The organism is Salimicrobium humidisoli, assembly GCF_002295105.1.
GTDB classification, from domain to species: domain Bacteria; phylum Bacillota; class Bacilli; order Bacillales; family Halobacillaceae; genus Salimicrobium; species Salimicrobium humidisoli.
The window spans coordinates 1-17,531 of the sequence record NZ_NSGH01000020.1 but is presented as its reverse complement, the minus strand read 5'-3'; the positions used below and the strand labels follow the sequence as shown (position 1 = coordinate 17,531).

Annotated in this window: 19 protein-coding genes; 14 read left to right on the top strand and 5 right to left on the bottom strand. The window is 40.3% G+C overall.

The window, feature by feature from the left end; all coding sequences use genetic code 11:
- The first annotated feature begins 17 nt into the window (after positions 1-17).
- On the top strand, positions 18-1,556 hold the full coding sequence (locus tag CKW00_RS11240) for an acyl-CoA carboxylase subunit beta (protein WP_095822644.1): 1,539 nt from the start codon (positions 18-20) through the stop codon (positions 1,554-1,556).
- A 102-nt stretch (positions 1,557-1,658) separates the two neighbouring features.
- On the opposite strand, the gene CKW00_RS11235 is transcribed toward CKW00_RS11240, so the two are convergent.
- Positions 1,659-1,862, bottom strand: a complete 204-nt coding sequence (locus tag CKW00_RS11235; RefSeq protein ID WP_076572762.1) for a YdiK family protein — start codon at positions 1,860-1,862, stop codon at positions 1,659-1,661.
- 1 nt (position 1,863) lies between these two features.
- A complete protein-coding gene (locus CKW00_RS11230) occupies positions 1,864-2,559 on the bottom strand; it encodes a CPBP family intramembrane glutamic endopeptidase (RefSeq protein ID WP_095822643.1) in 696 nt (231 codons plus the stop codon).
- A 225-nt stretch (positions 2,560-2,784) separates the two neighbouring features.
- Between CKW00_RS11230 and groES the strand changes: the two genes are divergently transcribed.
- The 7 genes from groES (at position 2,785) to CKW00_RS11195 (ending at position 9,162) form a co-directional block, all read left to right on the top strand.
- Entirely contained in the window at positions 2,785-3,069 is a 285-nt protein-coding gene (gene groES, locus CKW00_RS11225) for a co-chaperone GroES (RefSeq protein ID WP_095822642.1), read from the top strand.
- A 37-nt stretch (positions 3,070-3,106) separates the two neighbouring features.
- Positions 3,107-4,741, top strand: a complete 1,635-nt coding sequence (groL, locus tag CKW00_RS11220; protein ID WP_095822641.1) for a chaperonin GroEL — start codon at positions 3,107-3,109, stop codon at positions 4,739-4,741.
- Between the two features lie 105 nt (positions 4,742-4,846).
- Complete coding sequence (locus tag CKW00_RS11215; RefSeq protein WP_095822659.1) at positions 4,847-5,758, top strand: tyrosine-type recombinase/integrase; 912 nt, start codon at positions 4,847-4,849, stop codon at positions 5,756-5,758.
- A gap of 17 nt (positions 5,759-5,775) precedes the next feature.
- Positions 5,776-6,033, top strand: coding sequence for a hypothetical protein (locus tag CKW00_RS11210; RefSeq protein ID WP_095822640.1), 258 nt, complete (start codon positions 5,776-5,778; stop codon positions 6,031-6,033).
- Between the two features lie 742 nt (positions 6,034-6,775).
- Positions 6,776-7,564, top strand: a complete 789-nt coding sequence (locus CKW00_RS11205; RefSeq protein ID WP_143544245.1) for a hypothetical protein — start codon at positions 6,776-6,778, stop codon at positions 7,562-7,564.
- Positions 7,565-7,676: 112 nt separating this feature from the next.
- The gene (locus CKW00_RS11200; protein WP_198951634.1) at positions 7,677-8,342 is read left to right on the top strand and encodes a DUF4145 domain-containing protein; all 666 of its coding nucleotides are present in this window, start codon (positions 7,677-7,679) and stop codon (positions 8,340-8,342) included.
- A gap of 46 nt (positions 8,343-8,388) precedes the next feature.
- Positions 8,389-9,162: a hypothetical protein gene (locus CKW00_RS11195; protein ID WP_095822638.1), complete on the top strand. Its 774-nt coding sequence runs from the start codon at positions 8,389-8,391 to the stop codon at positions 9,160-9,162.
- 83 nt (positions 9,163-9,245) lie between these two features.
- Here the strand turns inward: CKW00_RS11195 and CKW00_RS11190 are convergent, their stop codons facing one another.
- Entirely contained in the window at positions 9,246-10,214 is a 969-nt protein-coding gene (locus tag CKW00_RS11190) for a hypothetical protein (RefSeq protein ID WP_095822637.1), read from the bottom strand.
- A gap of 780 nt (positions 10,215-10,994) precedes the next feature.
- Between CKW00_RS11190 and CKW00_RS11185 the strand changes: the two genes are divergently transcribed.
- The 3 genes from CKW00_RS11185 (at position 10,995) to CKW00_RS13960 (ending at position 13,675) form a co-directional block, all read left to right on the top strand.
- On the top strand, positions 10,995-12,455 hold the full coding sequence (locus CKW00_RS11185) for an ApeA N-terminal domain 1-containing protein (RefSeq protein ID WP_095822636.1): 1,461 nt from the start codon (positions 10,995-10,997) through the stop codon (positions 12,453-12,455).
- A 527-nt stretch (positions 12,456-12,982) separates the two neighbouring features.
- Positions 12,983-13,243 carry a hypothetical protein gene (locus tag CKW00_RS11180; protein WP_095822635.1) on the top strand — a complete coding sequence of 87 codons (261 nt, stop codon included), beginning with the start codon at positions 12,983-12,985 and terminating at the stop codon, positions 13,241-13,243.
- Positions 13,244-13,480: 237 nt separating this feature from the next.
- Positions 13,481-13,675, top strand: coding sequence for a helix-turn-helix domain-containing protein (locus CKW00_RS13960; protein ID WP_095822634.1), 195 nt, complete (start codon positions 13,481-13,483; stop codon positions 13,673-13,675).
- A 150-nt stretch (positions 13,676-13,825) separates the two neighbouring features.
- On the opposite strand, the gene istB is transcribed toward CKW00_RS13960, so the two are convergent.
- A complete protein-coding gene (istB, locus tag CKW00_RS11170; protein ID WP_095822633.1) occupies positions 13,826-14,551 on the bottom strand; it encodes an IS21-like element helper ATPase IstB in 726 nt (241 codons plus the stop codon).
- The gene (gene istA / locus CKW00_RS11165) at positions 14,544-16,052 is read right to left on the bottom strand and encodes an IS21 family transposase (RefSeq protein WP_095822632.1); all 1,509 of its coding nucleotides are present in this window, start codon (positions 16,050-16,052) and stop codon (positions 14,544-14,546) included. Before istA ends, istB begins: the two co-directional genes overlap by 8 nt.
- 248 nt (positions 16,053-16,300) lie before the next feature.
- Between istA and CKW00_RS11160 the strand changes: the two genes are divergently transcribed.
- Genes CKW00_RS11160 through CKW00_RS11150 form a run of 3 tightly spaced genes read left to right on the top strand, consistent with a single transcriptional unit; the run spans position 16,301 to position 17,318 of the window.
- Positions 16,301-16,507, top strand: coding sequence for a hypothetical protein (locus CKW00_RS11160; RefSeq protein ID WP_095822631.1), 207 nt, complete (start codon positions 16,301-16,303; stop codon positions 16,505-16,507).
- Positions 16,471-17,073, top strand: coding sequence for an IS3 family transposase (locus CKW00_RS11155; protein ID WP_143544244.1), 603 nt, complete (start codon positions 16,471-16,473; stop codon positions 17,071-17,073). The genes CKW00_RS11160 and CKW00_RS11155 overlap by 37 nt, the downstream gene beginning before the upstream one ends.
- Positions 17,022-17,318 (top strand): IS3 family transposase, encoded by a 297-nt coding sequence (locus CKW00_RS11150; RefSeq protein ID WP_332889072.1) that lies wholly within the window; start codon positions 17,022-17,024, stop codon positions 17,316-17,318. The genes CKW00_RS11155 and CKW00_RS11150 overlap by 52 nt, the downstream gene beginning before the upstream one ends.
- The last annotated feature ends 213 nt before the right edge of the window (positions 17,319-17,531 follow it).

The following is a 17,531-nucleotide window of genomic DNA, read 5'->3' as shown; positions in this document are numbered from 1 at the left end:
TTTGAAGGAGATCCGGAATGAATAAAATAATCGACGAACTGTTAAAGAAAAAAGATAAAGCAAAACTTGGAGGAGGACCCAGGAAAATAGAGAAACAGCATGAACTGGGGGCCTATACGGCCAGGGAGCGGATTGAAAAACTGGTGGATGAGGGTTCATTTTTGGAACTTGGTCAACTGGCACATTCGGATCAGGAAGGGAAAGAAGAAGGCAGTGCCGGGGACGGAGTCGTTACGGGCTTGGCGAAAGTGAACGGCCGTCCCGTTGCAGTGCAGGCTGCCGATAAAACAGTGTTCGCAGGTACGGAGGGGATGGTCTACTTCCGCAAAACTCAGGCTCTGCACAATCTGGCCGTCAGGCGCGGACTGCCCATGTTTAACCTGATGGAAGGTGGAGGGCTCCGGATGCCGGACGGAATGGGGTCGGATGGAATAAGTCAAATGCTGTTTCCTCAAGAGTTACTACAGCATCACCGGCAGGTGCCGCTGATCACATCCATTCTCGGTGACAGTTTTGGCGGGCCGACGTGGACAGCCGTTTCTTCGGATTTCGTAAGCCAGGTCAAAGGGACGGCGATGGCAGTAGCCGGACCCCGGATGCTGGAAGTGGCCACAGGAGAAAAAGTGTCGAATGAAGAACTGGGAGGATGGGAGGTTCATGCCGAATATACGGGACAGGCGGACCATTTCTCCGAAACAGAAGACGAAGCGATCGACAATATGAAGCGATTCCTGGACTATATGCCTCAAAATTCAGAGGAAGCACCGGCACACAGGGAAACGACGGACGACCCACATCGTAAATTAGATGAAGTTGTGGACATTGTGCCGACGAGGACGAAGCGTGCTTATGACATGAAAAAAGTGATCAGACTGATCGTCGACGAAGAGGATTACTTCGAAATGAAAGCGGAGTACGGCAAAGCATTGATTACGGTCCTCGCGAGAATAGACGGAAGAGTGGTCGGGGTGATTGCGAACCAGCCGATGCAATTCGCCGGGGCCGCCGGCGCGAAAGAATGCGAGAAAGCTGCCGACTTTATTTGCCTTTGTGATTCCTACCATATACCACTCGTGTTTCTGCATGACATTCCCGGTTTCCGTGTATCGAGCGACGCCGAAAAGCTGAAGATGCCGACGAAAATCATGATGTGGAACCAGGCACTGGCTCAATCGACGGTACCGAAAATTTCAATCGTTATCCGTAAAAGTGTCGGAGCCGCCTACGGGAACATGTGCGGCCCGACGATGGGAGCAGATTTTGTGGTGGCCTGGCCGACAGCGGAAATCAATTTCACCGGCCCGGAAGTAGGTATTAACGTTGTGTACGGAAATGAGCTGAAAAATGCGGAGAACATAGAGGAAAAGCGCTCGGAATTACTGGAAACGTGGGGATTCGACAGTTCTCCGTATAAAGCGACCGGTAAGCATTTGATTGATGACGTAATCGATCCGCGGGAAACGAGGACATTTTTAAGTCAGACACTTGAATTCGCCTGCGCAAAAAACGGCTCTATGAGTAAAAGATGGTTGGCGAACTGGCCTACAGGATTTTAAAGACGAGGACCCTCCATATACAATCTAAATGAAAAAGCGTTATGCCAGTGCCGACATAACGCTTTTTCTATACTTGAAGCTGCCGGCTGATGATGCCCGGCCTTATTTTTTATTCGAGTTATTCTTTAAGTAGAAATGAAGAGCAATCAAGCGGATACCGACGCCGATGTTGAACGTGGAAATCAGTGCGAGAATCATCGTCGTCGTATTCCAGATCGACCCTTCAATCGACTGAACGGCGACGAAGACGAATCCGGCACCGATGAACAGGTACAGGTAGGCCATCAGCAAGGGGGATGCTTTCATATCAGAAAAACCCTCCCAACAGTATCGTTTCCATCTGTTCCATATAGTTCTCAAGATCCTCCCGGTAGAGCTGGACGACCATGACCAGGCTGTTCAGAATCATATGGGTGATCATCGGCGTAATGATCGACTTCGTCCTCACGTAGAGGAAAGCGAACACAGAGCCCGCTGCGAAGTAGACGAGCAGGTGCGTAAAGTCGAAGTGGAACGCGGCGAACGCAAGGGAAGAAATGAACACCGCCAACAGGAAGTTCGTCCGTTTATAGATGGAGCCGAAAATGATCTTCCGGAAAATGATCTCTTCCGTAATCGGTGCGAATATAACCGGGAGAAGAATGAAAATCGGGGACTGGCTGGCAATGTTCGTCAGCATTTCCGTGTTCTCCGATTCCGGAGACGAATTGAATAAGTACATTTCAATCATACCGGCGATGTTCTGGGCGAACAGAGCGAGGAAGAACCCGGCGATCCCCCACAGAATAATGACGCCTGATTTGGAACGGTCCGATTTCTCTTCAAGTTCCGGTTTAAGTAACAACAGCATCCACACGGTCGCAATAGTGAAGCTGATGATCGACCAGACAGCGATCGCATCCGTCTGCCCCATGCCGAAAGCGAGAAGGATCGGGGCACCGACAATGCCGCTGAGCTGGGTGACTAAGTAAATGATGATGATATACCAATAGCGTCTGGGCATAAGAATCTCCTTTTTTCATACTGATAGTTTCAATTTTACCATAGTTGGAATTGGAGAAGGAAACAGAACGATTGCTATAAAAATATTGAAAAAAATATAGTCCTACTACTTGAAAAACGAAGCGGGATTGATTATTATAATAATTGGTATTAGCACTCACTGATGTCGAGTGCTAATAATCGACTAAATACAAAAATATGAATGAATTCGAGGAGGGTGTCCTAATTGTTAAAACCACTTGGAGATCGTATCGTTATTGAAGTACTTGAGCAGGAAGAAACGACTAAAAGCGGAATCGTCCTGCCTGATTCGGCGAAAGAGAAGCCGCAGGAAGGCAAAGTCGTAGCCGTAGGGTCAGGCCGAGTAACCGACAGCGGACAGACTGTCACTCCGGAGGTAGCTGAAGGGGACCAGGTGATTTATTCCAAATTCGCCGGTACGGAAGTAAGCTATGACGGAAAAGACTATCTCGTACTGCGCGAAAGCGAAGTATTGGCTGTCGTTCAATAAAAACATACGAAAAAGAGAAACAAGGAGGGCATTATAAATGGCGAAAGAACTGAAATTCAGTGAAGAAGGCCGCAGAGCGATGCTTCGCGGTGTCGATACATTAGCAGATGCAGTAAAAGTGACACTCGGACCGAAAGGACGTAACGTCGTCCTCGATAAGAAATACGGGTCCCCGCTTATCACTAACGATGGTGTAACTATCGCAAAAGAAATCGAACTGAAAGACAGCTACGAAAACATGGGAGCCCAGCTCGTATCCGAAGTAGCTTCCAAAACGAACGACGTAGCCGGAGACGGTACGACGACAGCGACTGTACTCGCCCAGTCCATGATCCGTGAAGGACTGAAAAACGTTACGTCCGGAGCGAACCCTGTCGGCATCCGCCGCGGTATCGAAAAAGCCGTGGAGGTAGCGACAGACGAACTCCGCAAAATCTCGAACCCAATCGAAGGGCGCGAATCGATTGCACAGGTCGCTTCCATCTCCTCTTCCGATAACGAAGTAGGTCAGCTGATTGCAGAAGCGATGGAGCGTGTCGGTAACGACGGCGTCATTACAATCGAGGAATCGAAAGGCTTCAACACAGAACTTGAAGTAGTCGAAGGTATGCAGTTCGACCGCGGCTATGCTTCCCCTTACATGGTGAACGATCAGGATAAGATGGAAGCGGAACTTGAAGATCCTTACATCCTTATCACGGATAAGAAGATCAACAACATCCAGGAAGTACTTCCGGTACTTGAGCAGGTCGTACAGCAGTCCAAACCGCTTCTCATCATCTCCGAAGATATGGAAGGCGAAGCGCTCGCGACACTCGTCGTCAACAAACTCCGCGGAACGTTCAATGCGGTAAGCGTAAAAGCACCAGGCTTCGGCGACCGTCGTAAAGCGATGCTTGAAGACATTGCAATTATGACAGGCGGTCAGGTCATTACAGAAGACCTTGGTCTTGATCTGAAGAACACGACTATCGATCAGCTTGGACGTGCGTCCAAAGCGGTCATTACGAAAGAAAACACAACAATTGTTGAAGGAAAAGGTGACTCCGAACAGATGGCGTCCCGCGTAGCACAAATCCGTGCCCAAGCGGAAGAAACTACATCCGACTTCGACAAAGAGAAACTTCAGGAACGTCTCGCGAAATTGGCAGGTGGCGTAGCTGTCATCAAAGTCGGAGCAGCGACAGAAACAGAACTGAAAGAGCGTAAACTGCGCATCGAAGACGCCCTCAACTCCACTCGTGCCGCAGTGGAAGAAGGAATCGTCGCCGGTGGTGGAACAGCACTCGTCAACATCATCTCGGCTGTCGAGAACCTCGACCTCTCCGATGATGAAGCGACAGGCGCTAGCATCGTGCTTCGTGCTCTCGAAGAGCCGGTACGTCAGATCGTTCATAACGCAGGTCTTGAAGGATCGATCATCGTAGAGAAACTGAAGACGCAGGACGTAGGCGTCGGCTACAACGCAGCAGCAGGCGAATGGGTGAACATGGTAGAAGCAGGTATCGTAGACCCTACCAAAGTAACACGTTCCGCCCTTCAGAACGCCGGATCCGTTGCAGCTATGTTCCTTACGACAGAAGCAGTCGTCGCTGACATCCCTGAAGAGGACAACACCGGTGGCGGCATGCCAGACATGGGTGGCATGGGCGGAATGGGCGGCATGATGTAAGGTTCTCCTTACACTTCTCCCTAGCTTTTTGAGAAGCTGTCCAATGCATAAATAGTTAGTTATAAGAAGACTACTTCCCGAATGAAAGGGGGGGTAGTCTTTTTTGTGTTAATAAAATTTGCTTTCCACGAATTTATGGAAGATAGAAAGTTCAAGAACACAACAACAGTAAATATTCAGAATTACAAAGTGCTATTAGGTGAATTTGTAGAGTACTGTCAGGAAAAAGAAGTTCTGAATGCTGAAGAAGTGGAAAGTCATCATGTTAAACAGTATTTGATGTATTGCCAGAAAAAAGGGAATTCAGCTGGAACAATCAATACTAAGTTGCAAAAAATCAGGGCGTTCTTTAATTATCTAGTAGAAGAAAAGATGGTCAAAGAAAATGTAGCTGTTAAAGTGAAGCGTCAAAAGGAAGATATAAGAATCAACGTCTTCAATGATCAACAAGTTCAGCAAATGTTGAGTTACTATCGTGGACTAAGAAGACGTGAACAAAGTTACTTTGCGTATAGGGGATATATGCTGATATTAACTTTTCTTGGCACTGGTATTAGGAGAACAGAAATTATTAACTTGAAATGGTCTGATGTTGATTTAGAAAACTTGACATTATCAGTGTTTGGGAAAAACAGAACAAAAGAACTGGTTTTTATTACAGAAAAGTTAGCCAAAGAATTATCAGCTTACTTCTTATTCTGTAAAAGGCATTTTACAGAAATCAGTGATTACGTTTTTGTAAACAGGAACAACACACAGATGACACAAAACTCTATCATGCTTGTATTTCAAAACTTGCAGAAGAAGATGAACTTCACTGATGTAAGAGTATCACCACATACGTTCAGACACACATTTTGCCACAGATTAGCGACAAGTGGGATGTCTGCATTTGCAATTCAAAAGATGATGCGACACCAAAATATATCGGTAACTATGCGATACGTTGCTATGTGGGGTAATGAATTGAAAGAACAAAACGATCAGTTTAATCCATTGAATAATATTGATTTGTAAATCGAAAGGGTGTTTATATGCAGACTAGATGCAAAGCGTATGATGCAGAAGAAGAAGGCGTTTATATAGGGGTATGTAATCATTACTTTAAAGTATCAGATGCCAATGAAGCTTATACAAAAGCATTAAATAATGAAGGGAATGACGACACAGTATGGATTGAAATAGGCAAGGATGGTAACAAAGAACCTGATGCTGGAATTACGTTTGGTGTAAAGGAAGCAGAACAGTTTGCTTTGACGTTATTGAATATTTGCCACTCTGTTAAACGATAAAAATAATAGAAGAAGCCACCTGCTGGAACAGGTGACTTCCGTTAGTATCTGATCCCGAGTAACAACTAAATCACAACAGAATACAGAATACCTATTACCTTTAATTATAAATCAAAAATCTATAATTTACAAAGGCTTCTTCAGTAATGCTTTTTTTAGGTATCCTGATACGTGGAATGCCTAACACACGTGTAGCCAAACTAAACTTGAACAGGTATTGTCCCAACCGTTGCAATAAAAGGGAATAGGGCTTATTCATCTCCCCTGTAGGATGATCGCCTGAATGGTGAAAGCTACCATAAGTGCTGAATATTAGGAAAGGCAGAATGCTTAAGGGCATTGTAGAATTAACCACATAAATTAATACCTTTTCCTAGTCCTTTGAAAGAAGGTACGGAATTTAGTCATTGAAAAGTCGCTAACGTAAAGTGACAGGATTAATCTAACCACTAGGGCTGTCTGACGTGTGTAGGTTAATTAAGTTGAAAAACTAGCGTTTACAGGGATACACTGCGGAAACCATAGCCGACGCACTGGCAAAGTTGCGGTAAAAAGTATTAACGTCTACTTCTTTTGTTAGCTTTATTTTTTTTTATAGCTGACAAAGGAAGGCGTTCTATATCTTACGTTGTCCATGCCTCGTCTAACAAAGTAGGGTAAAGTAAGAAAGAAAACAACACAAATCAAATTACAAAATATGATAATATGGCGGTGAAATACGAAATGGAAGGGACAGAGATACTTGAAATTATCATTAAAAGATAATGCTTACGACTTCTTACATAACTCATTACACTTTTATCATTTAGCTACAAGCGAACATTATCCAGCAGATTATAAAAGGTACTGGAGATTTTCCTTAGTTGACCTTGTACAATCAATGGAATTGCTTTTTAAAGAAGTATTAAGGCAGGAAAATGAATTTTTTATATATGAAAATATAGATAAGCCAGGTAAAACGGTGTCGGTCACTAAAGCTTTAGAAAGAATGAAAAACATCATAAAGATCGACTTAAGTAAAGATAATGAAACAGTCATAAAAAAAGCAATTGCTTTAAGAAACCAAATCCTTCATTTTGAAATCGAATTAGATGTACAAGAACTTTCAATTATCTATGCTATTCTTTTTGAGTTCTTGCACGATTTTCATCTGAATTTCCTGAACGAAGAATTACATAATTATATCCGTCCTGATTATTGGGAAGAAGAAGCTTTATTAATTGAAAAATACAAGAAAGAATTTGTTATTTATAACGGGGCAGAAATCAGTAATAAATTTGCTATCGAAATTATTGAATCACAAATGTTCCCTGTTTACACAATAAAAGGTACTGAATATAAAAGAGTTAAATTTGGTGAAGAAGTAAGTAATGACCCTGATTGGTTCGATTCTTTAACTCATTGTAGTGATTGTGCAGTGAAAAAGTTTTATTTTCATGCCATTGGCTGTGATTCGGAATATTGTCCTAAATGTGGTGGTCAAGCAATTAGTTGTACTTGTGAATATGAAGAATTGCAAGATGCTAGTTAAAATGACGTTTGATTAATGTTCCTTCCTTAGTGGAAAAACATTACTGAAGAAAATATTTTCATAATCTTTCATACTCTCCTAATTAGATTGGATGTGACGGTACATGTACAAAATGAATTATACGAAATTGTATTCAAGCGATAGAAGTAATTATCATTTTGATGCAGATGATTTACCTAATCAGTGTCCTAGATGCAATACTGTGCAGCAACCGAAATTTGTAGTGGCATACCGATTAAATGAAAAAGTAATGGAAACTTTATTTCTATGTAACTCAAAATACTGTAATGGGCTTTTTATCTGTAAGTATTTTGTGACCGAAGGGATATACACTGATACAGGGCAATTAATAAATTCATATCCAAAGAATCCAGAAAGGGTAAATTTTCAAGAAGAAATAAATACAATATCACCTTTATTCGTGGATATTTATAATGAATCCAAAGAAGCTGAAGATCGTGGACTTTTACATATAGCAGGTATGGGATATAGAAAGTCACTTGAATTTTTAATTAAGGACTATTTGATTAGCTTCAAGGAAGAAGATGAAAAAACTATTAAGGAACTATTTTTAGGTAAATGTATAAAAGGCTATCTATCAGATAATATCAAGCAAGTCGCTGAAAGGGCTACTTGGCTAGGTAATGATGAAACGCATTATCATAGAAAGTGGGAAGATAAAGACATCAAAGACCTAAAAATATTAATTGATTTAACAATTCATTATATTTCATCAGAAATTCAAACAAAGAGATATATTGACGAAATGAGTAAGTAACCAACACACAAATAAATAGTGAATTTAAAAGTGTTAGAGGTGCTAGATGAACATTTTAAACGAAATGCTAAAATATGTTGGACAAACTGTGGTTGTTGTTGGAATAGTTGCGTTCTTGTTAAGAACTTATTTTAAGAATCTTATTACACATTTTTTTAAAAGAGAATTAGCAGATTACCAACATAACCTTAGTTTAATTACGGAGGAACAAAAATTTGACTATCAAAGAAAATTGCAAGATTTTAACCTCTATAGAACTCAAAGGCATGAATCGTATAGAGTCCTCTATAAAAATGCAGTTACAGCCGTAAAAAACGTAAAAAAAATGGGGAATCATCAGTTCCCTAACTTCGAAAGTATGACCGATGACGAAATCTTCCTCTATTTAAAGAAAGAGATGGTAGATGAGATCGACATTAACGAAGCTTTAAGAAAATACGGAGAAAGTGAAGATACTAGCTTTCTAAAGACTTCATTAGCAAAAGCGAAGGCAACAGTAATAATTAAGAAGGTTGAAGAGTTCGAAAATCATTACAGAGAAAATGAACTGTATTATTCAAAAGAAATCATAGAAACTGCCAAACCAATGATTGATATATTCGAACAGTTAACTAAGATACTTGCTTTACAATCTATAACCAATAGTGTGTTTGACTTTGATATTAATGAATTAGGTATTAGTTGGATAGAAGAGGAACTTAGTAAAGTCGAAGATAATAAGGATGAACTTGAAGCTAGGTTAGAAAGTTTGAAATCAGCAATAGTAAATGAACTAAGCATTGGCGAATATGAAAGTATTTCCAAAGATATTACAAATTAAGTCCAAGGGGGATATATAAATACCCCCTTACTAATAGCCTTTGAGAAACAAGGTAGGATAATAAACTGTTTTCTTGCGTTAGGTTAATGCCTTTTACGTCTTTCTTCTTTTTCCTTCCTGATCTTATCAGCTACATCAGGGAACATGGCAATCAGGTGTGGTTCAGGCTTGCTACCAGTTCTTGAAGCTACATATGGACTGATAAAGATACGTGTGTACTTTTTACCTTCTGTTGTTTTTCCTTGACTAATAGCAAATACGTTCGTTCCGTACAAGGTACAATCCATTAGTTTATTCTTCAGTTGGTGTGGTTTTTCAAACCCGAACATTTCAGCAAGTTCTTTCAGTTGCAGTGGTTCAGCTTCTTCAACTTCTTTTCTTGGATAATTGCAAAGTGCGTTGGTTTTTATGTGAATGAAGGGCATGATCATGAACATGATGTAAAGTTGTTTCGGTCTGTTCACTGGTTTCCCTTTATCATTCTTTGCTTTGTACATGGCTTGTACTTGCTGGTCGTATGCCTTTACAGTATCTTCAGATTTCGCACCGTGAGATTTTGCTGAACCCTTGAAAGCATAGGAACTGTTCCAAATCAGATAGATTTCATCCTTCTTCACCTTTTCTTCAGCAAGAATACCGTGTTCAATCAACTTATTATAGAAACCGTAAAAAGCATTGCGATTGTTTATATCCAGTACTTCCTGAAGGTGCTTTTTCTGCATACGTTGGTTGTTCCCGAAACGTAAATACCTTCCTGAATCTTCATAACTGGTATAAGTGCCTAGATAAATCATTCTTGCTTTTTCAATATCACTGAAACCATCATCATTATGAAGTTCGATCAAAGTACTAGCAAGCATACGTGTGAATCCACCTACTGTTTGCTGAAATTCTTCTTTTTCCTTCTCATACTGAATGAAGTCTTTCTTTTTTTCCGTTTTCTTATTGGTGATATTAAAGTTTTGTGCGTTCCTGATCAGAACCAAATCACCTTCCCCATCACCTTCATTTTCTTTTATTAGTTCAATATTTTCATTGTTATAACTTGTCATGACTAACCCCCTTTTTATCTAGTTAATTGGCAACTATTCATAAGTATCATTTTTTATAAAATTGAATAGCTGCGTACATATATCTAGTTATTGAAATAAGGGTTCTGTACGACATAGAACAGAAATTTTTCTGAACTAGTGGACTTCTTGCTATCTAAAGCCACATCAAAGAAACCTGTTTTCAGACTTATCAAGTGTGTATTTACACCAGTTTGTAAGTAGTTTCGGAAGGGATCGTAAGCATCAAGGGGAAAAAATGATACTTCAGGAGAAAGTAAGGGGTAAAAAATGATACTCGAAATTAACCGCTTTTCATGACTATATGTAGTGTTAAACCGGAGATTTACGAAGTATATGCACGATATGTGGATGTGGGTAGAGGTTGTTTGTTGATATTCAGGTAATCCCGCACCTCTAGTCTATATGGGTGATTAAGTTCAATACCTAAATCATAATGCTTCACTACGTTCGCATGGCATAGGCAAGCTATGCCTTTTATAACTGATAAACCATAAATACTGAAAAGACCACCTGACAAATACCAAAATGATAAGTGTTCAGCCTGATCTTAAAATATTTATTGTTTATTAATAATCAAAATTGGAGAACCTGAAAGGTTCGACAATACGAAAGGCGAAAGCCTTGAGTTATGGGTTTGAACTAGAATTTGAACCGGAATTAGCAGTGGCAATAAACTACATTTTAGTTAAGCATGAAAAGGTGATATCAGGGGAATTGTAGAAATATGTAATATTAGAGTTTTATAGGGGGTTAAAAGAATTGAATAGAAATGTAAGTTTGGAAAAGCTGACGTTGCAGGATGAATTTGAAATCCAAGGGTATTGGTGGTTACCGGAAGAACCGGATAAAAGGTTGTCAGGTATATTATATTCAGGTGAAGATGCAATCTATTTGGATGTATTAGAATCATTTAAAGGTTTTGAATCAGCTGATAGTACATCAAATTATGGACTCATTCATGGTTTCACCGTAAAAGGTGATGAAGTAACTTTATTTGATAGCGTTCAAACTAATATTAATACCAACATGCCTGGTATAGAAAAAGAAAAAATCATATGTAGTTATTTTATTACTGGAGGTCATTTTTCTAATCAAAATGATGCGCAATTTAAGTCAGTAGAATTATACAGTGAGGATCTAACGAATTGGTTTAATAAGAATCCATTCCGTTTGGAGAAAAATAAAGAAAGTTCCGAAATCACTACAACCTACACCCCGCCTGATGTGACTCCTTACTATATTGAGAGTATTAAAGCTGAAATACAGAATAGCTACAATCTCAATCAGAAGTTCTCACCTAAAGCAAGTATATTTAAATACAGTGAATTTATTAAATTAACTCCTGATAATCATGGGGGTTTTGAATGGTTTCAAGAGAAGTTGTTTAGTTTCCAAAAACTAATATCCCTGATGATGGGAGAACGTTTGAATTATGAAAGAATTGTTTTTAGAGGTGAAGATGAAAATTGGGGAACTGAAGAAGAACCATTAACCAAACCTAAGAGATACCATTTGTTTGTATCCTTGAGAGAGAATGAAATAAACGAAAAGCTTCACTCTCATAAAATGTTATTTACCTTTCCAAATATTGAAGATCAGTTTGAAGAAATCTGTAATAACTGGTTTGGTAAAGAAGAGTATCTAAAGAACGTGTATAGTCTACATTTCAGTGATGTTTTCAATCCCAATTTAGATCTTGAAGATAAGTTCACTAATGCCGTGAAAAGTCTTGAAGTTTACCATCGGGCATTAGACTATGGAAAATTATTTGATGAACAAAAGAAAGATGAAATTCTTAAAAATGTTAATGAACAACTAAATGGAGTACTAGAAGTAAGCGATCTGGAACTAGTTTTAAATGGACTAAAACATATAAATGAATACTCGTTGAACAGTAGATTGAAAGATATAATCAAAAAACAGTTTAATCAGGAAACAAAACAATACCTTTTTAAAAATAGTAAAAAGACTGATAGTTTTATTAATAGGGTGGTGGAAACAAGGAATCACCTTACACATTATGATGAACAACGGAATGAAAATAGGTTTAAGGGGGTTGAACTGCATTTCGCTAAAGAACTCCTGAAAGTAATCGCATTAATAGCATTGTTGAAAGAATGCGGAATAAAAGAAGGAAAAGTATTAGATAGATTACAAAATACTTTTAGAATTTCACAAAATGTAACACGTGGAAAGGAAAGATTAGGCATAGATAAATAATTAATTAAGGGCACTTGTGTAATGCAGAATAGAAGGTAAGAAGGTTGCAATGAAAAGTTTAGAAGCTTGAAAACAAAAAAAGGCTTGCCAGCCCTTATAAATTTCTCTACTATTATTGGTTTCTAACCAAAGCGAATAAGGGTGAGAAGGAATGTTAGCAATGGCTGGTATTAAGCATATCAAAAACTACGAGATGAAAAATCTTTTTCTATCAACGCTATTACAAAGCGAAACGGAATCAGTTGGGTAACAGCTAAAAAGTATGCGGATAGTGATTGTCTTCCTTCGGAAGAAATCCCTCCTAAACAAAAATGATTTATGACGAAGGATACGGAAATATTGTGGGCGAATATACTTTGAAAAAAAGCTTCGTAGAAACAATAAGATTATTTATAAACAATATATTTCATAAATTAAAATTCAATAATATATCAGTTCTACTCAATGGAAATTCATATTATGTTAACTTCTCATGTAATTCTCACTTTGGTATAATTATCCTAACTATTGATTGAGGAGGGTTACAAATGAATGAAACAGAACTAAAGTATAGTATCCGAAAACCTACAGACGGAACTGACGATAGAGGTGTTACCCTGAAATTTAATAAAGAAATAGAGTTAGTTCAGAATATTGTAGTAAATCCAGATGACAAAAGGTTTTTCCAACGAATAAAAGTATATTCGAACGGTTTCGTTTTTACGGAAGAAGTATGGTCCGACTGTCGAATGTTTAGATTTAGTGATTCTTTTAAACAGGAAGGCAACACACTGTATTTCGAGTTTTAGTTCCCAATAAAAATCCGTAATTTTACTAACGAAACTAGTAATAATTGATTGATGTTAGACTCAAAATGATCCAATTAGTCATTTCTAGTTTTTCATTCTGAAATAGAACTTTCTCGGCCGGCTATGCACTGTAACCCTGAAAATGGACAGTTTAATAAAAAGTGCTAGGTTGCTATAAGATAACCGGTAGTGCACCCCGGAAGTTAGAGTAAAAAATCTGACTTCCGGGGTGTTTTTATGCCAAAGTATAGGGAAGGATTTAAGTTAAAGGTGGTAAGGGGATATCTTGAAGGTTCTCTAGGATACACTTTGTTGGCCAAAAGATACGCTCTTCCTGATGAAACTCCAATAAAACATTGGGTCCGGGCGTATCAAGCATTTGGAGAAGAAGGGTTAAAAAAGAGACCTTCCAGACAAGTATACGCTGTCTAATTCAAGCTGGATGTATTAAACTTTAAGAAACAGACAGGCGCTTCTCATCAGGAGACGGCGATCGCCTTCCAACTGAACTGTATTTGGCAAGAGAAAAATGCATAAAACGGAAAACGTTTATGTAGCCACTCGCATCCCTGCATTCTTTTCCTACATTGGCTGAAAAGCCATGGATTCTTTTAATCGATGACTGTCGTCATTGAATAGGACGAGGTGGGAGTGATGGATCAAGCGATCCACGACCGCCTCCGTTAAAATCGGGTCACCAAATACATGGTTCCATTCCCCAAACTGAAGGTTTGTCGTAATGATAATACTCCTCTTTTCGTAACACAGACTGATGACTTGGAATAATAGTTCAGCTCCCTGTTTATGCAGCGGGATGTACCCAAGTTCATCCAGAATCAATAAATCAAGCTTCTCAATCTTCTTGAACACTTTGCTTAACGTCCCTTTCTCATTGGCATCTAATAGCTCATTGACCAACGAAGCGACAGTATAGAATTTCACGCGTTTCCCTTGGTGCTGAATGACGTTCAACCCTATCAGGGTTGAGAGGTATGTCTTGCCGGCACCTACGCCACCGTAAAAGATCGCGTTCTCCTGGTTTTCGATAAATCTACCGTTGTACAGCGTTTCCTGGTCAAGGTCTGCCCCCATACGAACTTCCTTCCAATCGAAAGGTTTGCCGGACGCCTTCGGCAGGGTTGCCGATTTTAATAATAAATTGATTTTACGCTCTTCGCGTTGTTCAATCTCTTTCTCGAACAGCCGGAGGAGGAACTCCTCCTGGGATTCTGCTTGAATCTCCTGATAATGTTCACGCACCCAACTCAGTTTTAGACGTTTGGCATACGCCTGAATCTGTTCATGCATGGTCGCTCACCCCTTCCGTTGCGAAGAAGGCATTGTACTGCTTCATGCCCCGATGGGCCTTCGGCATCGATGGGAGAGGCTGAGGAACAGACACCGTCTCTCTGTAGCCCCGGCCATGCATTTGCTGATGGTACACTTGCTGAATCGCATCAGCCGAGGGATGACCATAGTAGGATGCTGTCTTCAGTGCTTCTACCGCTTTATCCATTTGTTGATCCTTCAGGATCTTCGCTAAAAGTTTCAATGCTTCTTTCTTCTCTGAAAGCGTACATTGGTCGAGATACGCTTGCCATGGATGAGGCAGCTGATCAAAGAATGTTGTGTATTTCAGTGCGGTAGGCCGTTTAGCCATCAGAGATACATAAGGGACCCAGTCCATCGATTTCTTCTCCTGGCCATACATTCGTCGGTGCGAGACGATAACGTCATCACCCTGGAAAATGAAAATGCAGTCATACCTGACACCGACAGTCACCCGTTGTTTGGCGAACCGCGGCGAGGTCGAATACTTCTTTTGATCTACGGTAACGAAACCGTACTTATCAGCTTTCAATGACTCGTATCGAATCGTTTCATAAGACGTTTCAGGCAAGTAATATAACGCATGAAGGTCTTCCTTATGCAGTTCGGCAATGCTTGCTTCTTTTTCATAGTGAGGACGATGACGGTCCTTCTCAGCTTCTTTCCACAACGATTCGTTAAGGGCTTCCAAATCATAAACCGTCCGTTCCGGAAGAAGAAAATTGTTCCTCACGTACTTCACCATCGCTTCCACATGCCCTTTTTCATTACCGGCTCCTGGGTTACAGAACTCATAATCGAATCCATAATGCAGGACAAACGCTTGAAATCCTTCCGTCAATTCCCTTTCTCCATTCGCCAGTACTTTCTTAACGGCAGGAGAAAGATTATCAAATCGGATAGCCCGGGGGACACCATTCATCTTATCGAAGAATCGTTTTAACCCCTCTAAAAAACATTCCTGATTTTGTGATTCGAAGACTTGAAAATAGAAACCGTTACCGTAAGGGAACGAGAGGACGAGATACGGAAGGTCGACGACCTTTCCTTCTCTGACAAAGGGCGCTTCTCCGAAATCGACTTGTGCCATTCCAGGTTTGCTTTCCAGTGGCAATGAAGCATCTTCTCCTTCCTCGATTAACTCCTTCTTCTTCCTCGACACGTAGTTACGCACGCTTCTTTCAGAACCTTTGAAACCATCATCCTTCAACAACTGCCATATACGTTTGGCAGTCCTTCTGTATTTTTTCTTTTTCTTCAAGTCATCCTTCAGCCATTCATCAATCGTCGGTTTTACGGGATCCATGACAGGGGCTGGTTGATTCTTTTTAGTTCTGTCCGAAGGACGAAATGTTTCCTGGTCTGCGTGTTTCTTTACCGTGCGGACGTCCGTATTCGTCCTTCTTGCCACATCCGAGTAGCTGCACCCTTTTTCGTTCACTTCTTTCCTGATATACTTAATGTCAGTCACTTCTAACATCTCCTTAATGACCTCCTGTCCTTCATTGGTTGCACAACAGGAAGTCTATTGATTTAAGGGATCGTTAGCAAGTGGCTTTTTTTACGCTTTTTGCCTTCTTTGGCAACCTACATAGAAGGACTGCCGAACCTTACATTTTCATATTGCCATAAACACTGAACAACCCTGCTTTAATTGCGAACTGGACCCGCATATTTCAGAAGGAAGACATAGAAGGCCTCCAGGAAAAAGCGAAAGGACGGCCTTCTATGTCAAAAAAATCTAAGAAAACATCATTACACAAAACCGAAAAATCTTTAACTCGTGAAGAAAAGTTAGAACGTGAAAATGAACTTCTACGCTTGGAGAATTCGTATCTAAAAAAGGTGAAAGCTTTTCAGGAGAATCCGAATGCTTATCTTGAAAAGCACAAGCAGCGCTGGTATGCGAACTTAAACAAGAAGGATTCAAAGTAAAAGATTCATTACGAAGGGTAGGCGTCCCTGAAGCCACGTATCATTACCAGAAAAAGCGTTTCGAGGAGGAAGATCCAAATAAAGTCTGGAAAGAAATGATTACGGAACTTTTTCATAAGAACAACGGCACCTATGGCTATCGCCGCATCACCTTCGAGCTTAGAAACCAGGGATATATCATCAACCATAAAAAAGTGCAACGGATCATGAGTGAATTAGGCTTGAGAAGCGAAAAGTTCACCCGTGAATCCCGGTATAAATCATACAAAGGTACGGGCGGGAAAGTGGCTCATAATCGAATGAACCGTAGGTTCTACACGCCTATCCGTCTCCAAAAATTAGTCACAGACGTGACGGAGTTCAAATGTGCCGGAGAGGAGAAGCTTTATTTGAGTCCGATCATGGATGTGTTCAATGGAGAGGTTATTTCCTTCGGTATATCCAAACGACCGACCCTGGATTTTGTGTTAAAGCCGTTGAAGGAAGCGTTGGAAACCATCCAAAAGGAAGCTGAATACCGGACAACTATCCACTCCGATCAAGGCTGGCATTACCAACAACGTTAAAGAAACATCGTATCTTTCAGAGTATGTCCAGAAAAGCGAACTGCGCAGATAATGCAGCGATGGAGAATTTCTTCGGAATTCTCAAACAGGAAATGTATTACGGAGAAAAACTGGTTTCTTATGAAGAGCTTAAAAGAAAGCTCGAGGGATATATGGACTACTACAACCATGAACGCTTAAAAGCAAAACTAGCTGGTTTGAGTCCTATTCAATACCGGACTCAAACCAGCCAATCAGTTTCCTAATAAAAACTCTAACTTTTAGGGGTCGCTACCAAACCGGTCTTTTCTTCAACAACCTTCTGCATTTATATTTATAGAAATAAGACAAAAAGGAGCATTCCTGTAAGGGAAAAATGCGAGGATAAATTGGAGTAGAAGCCAGATGCATAAAAGAAGCCCCCTTGGTACGATAGAGAGTGTCATGCATGACCTCGAATTAAGTACCGAAGGAGGACT